The sequence below is a fragment of the Pseudomonas sp. K5002 genome (genome assembly GCF_013386655.1).
Classification (GTDB): Bacteria; Pseudomonadota; Gammaproteobacteria; order Pseudomonadales; family Pseudomonadaceae; genus Aquipseudomonas.
Window position 1 is genome coordinate 1 of the sequence record NZ_JACARK010000318.1, and the last position, 7471, is coordinate 7471.

Genomic DNA, 7471 nt, shown 5'->3' on the forward strand with positions numbered 1-7471 from the left:
GGGTGGCCTTGACGCTGCAAGCCGCTGGCAATGGCCGCGGTCAGCGTGCTGCGACCGACACCGCCCTTGAGCGAGACCACCACGATCACCTTGGGTGAGGATTGATCCGAGTACACCTCACCGGTCGGCCCTTCGACCACTTCGGGAGGTTGCAGGTGATCGGCTTCGCCCTGGGTCAGCTCTTCGAGCAAGCGCAGCAATGGCGCCGACGGCGGCTCATCCAGCGCGACGGTGCAAGCGGTTTGGGCCGGGATGGGCACGGCGTCGAAACGCTCGACCACCACGTCATCCTCAAGATAATCATGGACGGCGTACATCTCCCGGTAGCCATTTGGATTGGCGCCCAGCTTATTGAATAGTTTTGAAATATCGTCTGCGCGACTCACCCACGGCCCTCCCCGGTTATTACGCTTTAAAGGCGTTAAAAAGGTCAGCCCGTTGAGCTGACCTTGGTTTTTCTAGTTATGTGTTGGCTGGCGGCATTCTGTGATATCAGATTGATGGTGTCAGTATTTTGATGATTTTTGATGAATTCTTTCCGACGAGCGGCTGAGTGCCGTATTTTTGACTTATTTAGCGAATTTTTATCATTTTCTTTCAGATCAGAAGCTTGCGGCGGCTTCTAACAATTTTTCTGGCCGCATGGTCAGGAAAAATTGCTTAGCTGACGAATCAAATTACAACTTAGTAATTAACCGCCAACGTTCCGTAAACCGGGTTAAACGATTCCGCTATTTATATGACGTTTAATATTTCGAAACAGAATACGGTAAGACTCACCTTATTCAAGGGAAAAACGATGACCGTTATGTCGAAAACATCTAAGAGAAAGACCCTGAGGCACTAATACCTCTAATGGATATGTTTCTGTATCAAGTTGTATGCAATCCCCTTCTCAACACATGCCGAGGCAAAACGCCGGGTGCATGACACAGGCCGGATACCTCCCGGGCGCTCAATAGGCTCCAACGCAACACACACCCTATTGAACCTCAGAGGACACCACCATGAACCGCAACACCCTCATCGCCAGCAGCCTGTTTGCCTTGCTCAACGTTGCCGCCTTTTCGGCCCATGTCCAGGCCAGCCCCAAGCTGGATGTACAGCAAGTACTGTCGACGGTGGACGATGGAGGCGCGGCGTGTGGCGTGGTGAATGCGCGGATGACCTACCTGGATTCCCACGGGCAGAAGCGGGTGTTTGAGTACAAGAAATTTGCCGATTCGTGTAACGAAGGCAGCTAAAAGCTGAACGACAAAACCTGTGGCAAGGGAGCTTGCTCCCGCTGGAATGCGCAGCGCTCCCACTGTTTTGGGCCTGCTGCGCAGCCCAGCGGGAGCAAGCTCCCTCGCCACAAAACCTCATCTGAAGCTAAATGGGATTAACCGCGAATACGGTGCTCGGTAAACTCATAATCCTCCTGGCAATCGTCGGTCGGGTCCGCCGCCACACCAGGTGCCGTTCTCGGTTTGAATCGGCTGGGTTTGCTGCGCATCGCGGAAAAACGTGATGGTGAAGCGGCCGTCGGGCTGGAGGTTGTTGTTCCAGGACAGGATTGGCACTTGCCGCTTTCTGCACGCAGGCCTTTCCAGTGATCCAGCGCATGGGATTGGCGGGGTTGGGGTGGCTGAAACGAGGCCGCGCAGAGAAAACCCGGTCGGTTGCAAAAATAGTCAGAATTCAGGGGTTTACAGATGCTTGCCAATCGCTATAATCGTCGCCCTAACACGCCGGTATAGCTCAGTTGGTAGAGCAACTGACTTGTAATCAGTAGGTCCCGGGTTCGACTCCTGGTGCCGGCACCATACAAAACGAAGCCCTCGCAGAAATGCGGGGGCTTTGTTGTTTCTGGATTGCTCTTACCACAGATCCTGATCTGGCAGCCTCTCTACTTTCCGCTGATCATCTACCTGCTCCCACGCCCCTCTGCAATCCTTTCGAAACCCCCACCTTCTGTAACGACGCTCGCATCGATCTTTGCATGCGAAATTTTGGGTTGAGACGGAACAGCGCAGAGCGATAAATAAATCCGTCCCCTTTACGCACAACAAACAGTCAATACGCATATCTTACACTGTTGGTTGCCGCGCCACAGTGAGTCATGACATATCACTGCAAGCGTCACTCCTCCAACTCATCCTCTCCCGTTCCGGGACGACGAGCCATCGCAGTAAGTCTATCCATCTGAGCTTCTTTCTCGGCATTAAGAGCAATACTTTGGATCACAGTATTGAGAAGATTCACATGCAGTTGCTTCGCCTGGGGTCCGCTAATACTCTTATTGGCCTTCTGCGCATCAATTAATTTAAAAGCTTTTATTATGGACGGGTCGACATCTTTTCTATACAGGTACGCTGGAAAATTCATTACTACAACACCCAACCCCATCAAATGCCAGATTTTCACAGCAGAGAAGCTGACCCATTCAATGGTCTTGAGTAGTGGTGAGAAAAACCCTATTAACCCATCTAAAATAACACCAATTAATATCCCAATACTCGTTCCTTTAGGGTTAGCAACGAACAACACATTGATAGCTCTTCGAGCAAATTCAGACGCTTGGTCCCAATTCATGCTTTTGCGCCTCCCGCGCTGGAAAAATCAAATTCATTAGAATCGCTCAGCGAAGGTTCTGGAATTACCTTTTTCAATTTACCCTGATCATTGAAGTCATCTTTATTTGCATGAGAAATAATAAATCGGATTATCTCTCTACTCTCAAACTCGTTCGTCCCATACCAACCCTTATTAATCCGGAATTCGATAAGCTTATGATCAATATAAATACCTGCCCAACCAACAACCACCACGAACAGAACAAAGATATTCATTCTCGCGTCATTAATAAAAGCCAAAAAAGCATCTAGTATTAGAACCGAAAGAAAAATCATCTGAATTTTTGTCGACTGCTTCATCTTCTCACTAAGCATCAGACCAACAATAGTCTTCGACTTCTTAGCACGCTCGTCCGCCAAGGACGCCTGCTCCGCAATCTTAACTATTGACATTGCCAGACTCGCATTAATTGCAATTATTGCAGCACCAAAAAACCTGGACCTAGGAAGAGCTATTTCAAACATATACCTGACAAAACTTGGGCGACGCCGCTTGGAGCCTACAACTTTTTGCCCTCCCATATAATCTTTTATAGCGGATCGTAGCTTTTTATATCTAAATAAATCAAAACCACCAATCAATACCCCCAATATAGTTGCCGCCGCAGTAACGTACTCAAAAACGTCATAAAATGATAATGAGCTCATGTAAATACCCTCCATAGTAATTAGTAGCGCTTCGTCACCGCTACCAGAAAAAACAACCCACGATAGCAAAGTGCCAACATCAAAGCTAGGATTTCATCGCTCTGCTTATTAGTAGCAATTCCTTGGCTTCTGTATTCAGCAACAACCCTTTTGTAAACAACCTCATACCAAATTCACTCATCACACCCCTTGCTTAGCAAAGCACATCCGCTCCGCTGGTCGAAGAGCAACACACCTATCTCACTCAGGCGTGCTCAGTCTTTGCCGTAGACGCTGACACTATCGGAAATTATAAATCTCCAATCAGTAGCCACCCCTGACAAAATAAATTTATTAGTCCACCAACTGACGCTCCGGATTAATTCTATCTTTATAGGCCTCATGAAGAGACCTCAAAAAAACCTTACCAACTTCGGTCAACTCGTAGCTAACATCTATGTACTGCACTTTCTCTTGCGAAAGAAAATTCTTATCCATGTATGCTATTTTCATAGTACGTTTGCAGACCCGATGATTAGTCAAAATATCACCAAGGCCATCCTGCAAAATTGCTTGATTGTGATAACCATGCATAAAATGAAAAAGATCAATAATAAAAATCTGATTTGTGAATCTAACCTGATCTGTAAATTGCCCCCTAGTTATTTTACCTCGTACGAGCCGACGGAACAGCACGCCTATGATCATCGCCTTTTGGGTTGACTCGGCCTGCTCTACCAATTCAAGCAGATGCTCGACAAGCAGCGGATCTTCATCCTTTTTATTCTCTAATAAAAACGTACCAATCTCGTCCCGTTGTAGGCTACTAGTTTCGTTAAGAAATTCTTTAAGCTTCGCCTTTAGCTTCTCGCTCTTATAGGTTCTAAATGCCTTAAAAACGCCTAAAACCGTACCAGTTACAGGAATTGCACTGAGAGCCCCACTCGTAACAAACGCATCGATGAAAGCCTCAACGGACTCTTCTAGAGGCAATTCTCGTCCAGCCTTTACAACCTTATTATCCTTCATCCTTTCTGACTCCTTCCTTGATCGAGTAATTCTTTAGATTACTGCCCCCTAGGAGCAGCATCAAGAGTCAAATGCATGCCGGGCGAGTTGCAGCACCGGAAATTGACACTCCATGACAATACTCAGCAGCCCCCCCACCAGATTAGCCTACTCGTGAAGACCTGCTATGATTCGATACCCTTCGTCGTAGGCCATAGATATGATTTACGAATCGCAATACTGGAAGCAGCCTCTGCTTCGCACTGCCCGGTGGCTCAAGAAAATTAACATCGGCGAAAACGTAACCGAACGGACACTTGCGCGAGTTGAGCGTGAGATATTTATCGGATTTTACTCTGTCCGAAAGTTGCTAGAGACACTCAAAATCTCTCATGCAACAAAACTTTTAAAATACAACATAAATTGTTATATATCGCTGCCAAACGCATGCGTAGACCACTTGAACTCCACCAACATACTGAAGCGCTACAATCTTGAAAAATGCACATCAGAAAGTAGAACCATCGATTTTATATGTAATCAGGTCATACACAGCTTTGTATTCGTACCTGCTATGGACGAGACCGGTTTGTTCTCCGGAATATTCTTAGCATCCGACAGCATGAGACATAAAAAAATTTACTTTCTTCCAGCGGACCTTATTATCGATCTATTTAAGATCGTAGGAAGTGACTATCCCTCTAACCAAAAACTCTCACGCAACGTGATGACTGGCCAGTGGGAGGATTGCAGCATTCCAGATCAAAATTAGTACACTTACGAAACTAGCCTTACCCAAAGTCGATTTTGCATTCTTCATCATTTCAATCTTCGAAGATAAAACACCGATGACTTTAGAACAACAGATCCAACCAAATAGAAACTCATTCGCGTCAGATCCTTTTGGATATAGCTCATCTGCCTGGCTTAAATGGGGGCTAGCACAAACATTGGCAGGATTTCCAGCAGATATCTCGCGGGCCCCCACCACAGAAGATCTTAAATCTCCTATTCTTTGGCTTACTCAAGCAGAAGCGTTAACTCAGGCCGCCGTAACAGTCTTAAAAAGTCAGCCCGGCTTCGAAACAATGACCTTATATACTAGAGGGATTTGTGACAGTCAGTACTGTGCCGTTGGGCTGATGCTTGTGGGTTATAGTTTGGAGGTCTGCCTCAAAGCCATGACGATTATGCGAAATGGCATCGTGGCCTACATGGCAAAAGAGTCATCTTTCCAGCACCATCGCCTAGTCGACCTTGCCCATTTCATTCCGAATCTCAGTAAGAAAGATAGGGCAATCTTACAAACTCTTACTCATTTCACTTTATGGGCAGGTAGATACCCAGATCCAGGGTTTGGCCGAGTGAAGCACGCAGAGGACGTGTTTGATATTTCTGAAAAACATAAGATTTCCGCCAAAGATGTATTCTCTCTTTCTGCGCGTGTAATGAGCCATGCTCTAGTGGTTGTGGATGAAACCACAAGCTAATGAGAACGTTGCAGCCTCGGAGCGACCACGCTACCCTTTCCCCGTCGCTGCTCATCAGCGACCGGGCGTGGAATCCCGTGGGAATTATGACGTTACAGCGTCGCCAAACAATCAACAGCGCTTTTTCGGGTCTGTTTTTTGTACGTTTTGGCGGCTGTACGTGGGAGACATTCGTGTCTGCCGAGATTGATTCCCCTCGGATTCCAACCTGCGTACAGCTACCACCTTTGCGCTTGGAATCGCGAATGGCAGTTCTTTTTGTTCATACAAAGGGAATCAGCTATGCCGTACGAAACACTGTCTAAAAATCTCTCTACCCTGGGTAAATCCTGCCGTCCTCCGCTATCTGGAGGTCAGCAATGAGCCACCCATCCTCAGTAACCACCATCGGCGTCCAGACCTTCGCGGACTGCGGCGAAAACAAATCCGATATGCACGTACTACGGGTCAATGCGGGGGTGCCGCTGCGAGAAGCGCTGGAACACGCCTTCCATTTGCTCTACTACGCCAAAGTGCTTTCGCTTGAAGCCGCCATGGATAAGGGCGGCGAGTACTATGCGTTCGCCTCGCATTATCTCGGCGAAATGGGTAAGGCAATCGTTGATGACATCAACCAGGCGCTATTGCCTGACGGACCTGACCCGCAGTAGATAGGCATCACCAGCGCTCGATAGCCTCTATCGTGCGCTGGCCTCTGAGGTATCACGCCACTCAATCCGGCGCTCACTGCGCAGCCGCTCATTCACCTGTAAAAATAGCTGCCTGATAGGCCGTATTTCGTTGTTGGTGTACACCCGGTCTATCTTCTCAATATCCCCAAACCCCGCCGCATTCTCCGGCATACACCCCGCCAGCGCCGGGTTCATCCGCCACGCTGCGATCACGTCATTTCGCGTGATGTTCTTCACCCGCTCAAATTCGTCCTTGATTGCGATGTCCCCCACCGGAATGATCTGAATCGCCTTGTCACCACCCCCCGGGATGTTGACGAATAGCGACCGAAAATTCCCCACACCCTTGCTCGCACCGATCTGGCTCTGCATCCGTTCTTCATCCTCTTCCGAGAGGTTCGGGTCGTTCGTGTAGAAGATGAACCCGGCATGGGCGCCGTTGTTGTAATACCGGCGCCGGAACAACGTGGCGGACTCGTTGAGCAACAGCGCGTGCATGCCGCCCAGATAGTCGGGCACACCGTAGATGCTCTGCTCCACGTCGTAATCCATGACGTGTTCCACTTGGTCCTCCTCGAAGTGCAGGTGCTTACCGCCGGGCAGCAGCATTACAAACCCACCGCCAACCTTTCTGCGCATGTTCAGCGCCGGCAGATGCTCCAGCTCCAGCACCTGGCCCAGGACGTTGGCCTTGCGCTGAAAATACCCCTCGCCGAACACCATAAAATCCAGCGCCGCCCGACCCATGGTCTGCGCACTGCACCCCGCCGAAGGTACAAAGTCACGCAGCAGCAGGTTGCGTTTGAAGCGCGGGATGGTGCCGTGGTGGGCGTTGGCGCGCAGCATTTTCGCCAGCCCGGTTCGGGACACGGGCGGTGTGTAGATTTGCCCGTCGTCGCTGGCGAACACGCCCAGGTATTCGCTCATGTTGCCGGTCAGCACCGACTCGGGCGCGCCGAAGCTGAATGCCCGTACATTGCGCCGCGTGGGTCTTCCGGGAGCCGCGGGTGGGCTGTGTGGCTTGGGATCGTTCATGGCTGCCTTCGAGGGTGGACCAGCG

Annotated in this window: 7 protein-coding genes, 1 tRNA gene and 1 pseudogene; 4 read left to right on the forward strand and 5 right to left on the reverse strand. The window is 49.3% G+C overall.

Annotation, left to right across the window (positions count from 1 at the left end):
• Positions 1-317, reverse strand: a pseudogene (locus HX846_RS15905) (cellulose synthase operon protein YhjQ); the annotation flags it as partial.
• 690 nt (positions 318-1007) lie between these two features.
• Between HX846_RS15905 and HX846_RS15910 the strand changes: the two are divergent.
• Complete coding sequence (locus HX846_RS15910) at positions 1008-1244, forward strand: DUF2790 domain-containing protein (protein ID WP_177021908.1); 237 nt, start codon at positions 1008-1010, stop codon at positions 1242-1244.
• A 485-nt stretch (positions 1245-1729) separates the two neighbouring features.
• Positions 1730-1805, forward strand: a tRNA-Thr gene (locus tag HX846_RS15915).
• Positions 1806-2121: 316 nt separating this feature from the next.
• Here the strand turns inward: HX846_RS15915 and HX846_RS15920 are convergent.
• The 3 genes from HX846_RS15920 to HX846_RS15930 all read right to left on the reverse strand — a co-directional run bounded on the left by HX846_RS15920 (position 2122) and on the right by HX846_RS15930 (position 4271).
• The gene (locus HX846_RS15920; RefSeq protein ID WP_178965690.1) at positions 2122-2574 is read right to left on the reverse strand and encodes a hypothetical protein; all 453 of its coding nucleotides are present in this window, start codon (positions 2572-2574) and stop codon (positions 2122-2124) included.
• The gene (locus HX846_RS15925) at positions 2571-3263 is read right to left on the reverse strand and encodes a hypothetical protein (RefSeq protein ID WP_178965691.1); all 693 of its coding nucleotides are present in this window, start codon (positions 3261-3263) and stop codon (positions 2571-2573) included. The genes HX846_RS15920 and HX846_RS15925 overlap by 4 nt, the downstream gene beginning before the upstream one ends.
• A 333-nt stretch (positions 3264-3596) precedes the next feature.
• Positions 3597-4271, reverse strand: coding sequence for a hypothetical protein (locus HX846_RS15930; protein WP_178965692.1), 675 nt, complete (start codon positions 4269-4271; stop codon positions 3597-3599).
• Positions 4272-5098: 827 nt separating this feature from the next.
• On the opposite strand from HX846_RS15930, the gene HX846_RS15935 reads away from it, so the two are divergent.
• Both HX846_RS15935 and HX846_RS15940 read left to right on the forward strand, forming a co-directional pair.
• Complete coding sequence (locus HX846_RS15935; protein WP_178965693.1) at positions 5099-5740, forward strand: hypothetical protein; 642 nt, start codon at positions 5099-5101, stop codon at positions 5738-5740.
• A gap of 359 nt (positions 5741-6099) precedes the next feature.
• Positions 6100-6390 carry a DUF3077 domain-containing protein gene (locus HX846_RS15940; RefSeq protein WP_178965694.1) on the forward strand — a complete coding sequence of 97 codons (291 nt, stop codon included), beginning with the start codon at positions 6100-6102 and terminating at the stop codon, positions 6388-6390.
• 27 nt (positions 6391-6417) lie between these two features.
• On the opposite strand, the gene HX846_RS15945 is transcribed toward HX846_RS15940, so the two are convergent.
• Positions 6418-7353 carry a phage portal protein gene (locus HX846_RS15945; RefSeq protein ID WP_178965695.1) on the reverse strand — a complete coding sequence of 312 codons (936 nt, stop codon included), beginning with the start codon at positions 7351-7353 and terminating at the stop codon, positions 6418-6420.
• Between the last annotated feature and the right edge of the window lie 118 nt (positions 7354-7471).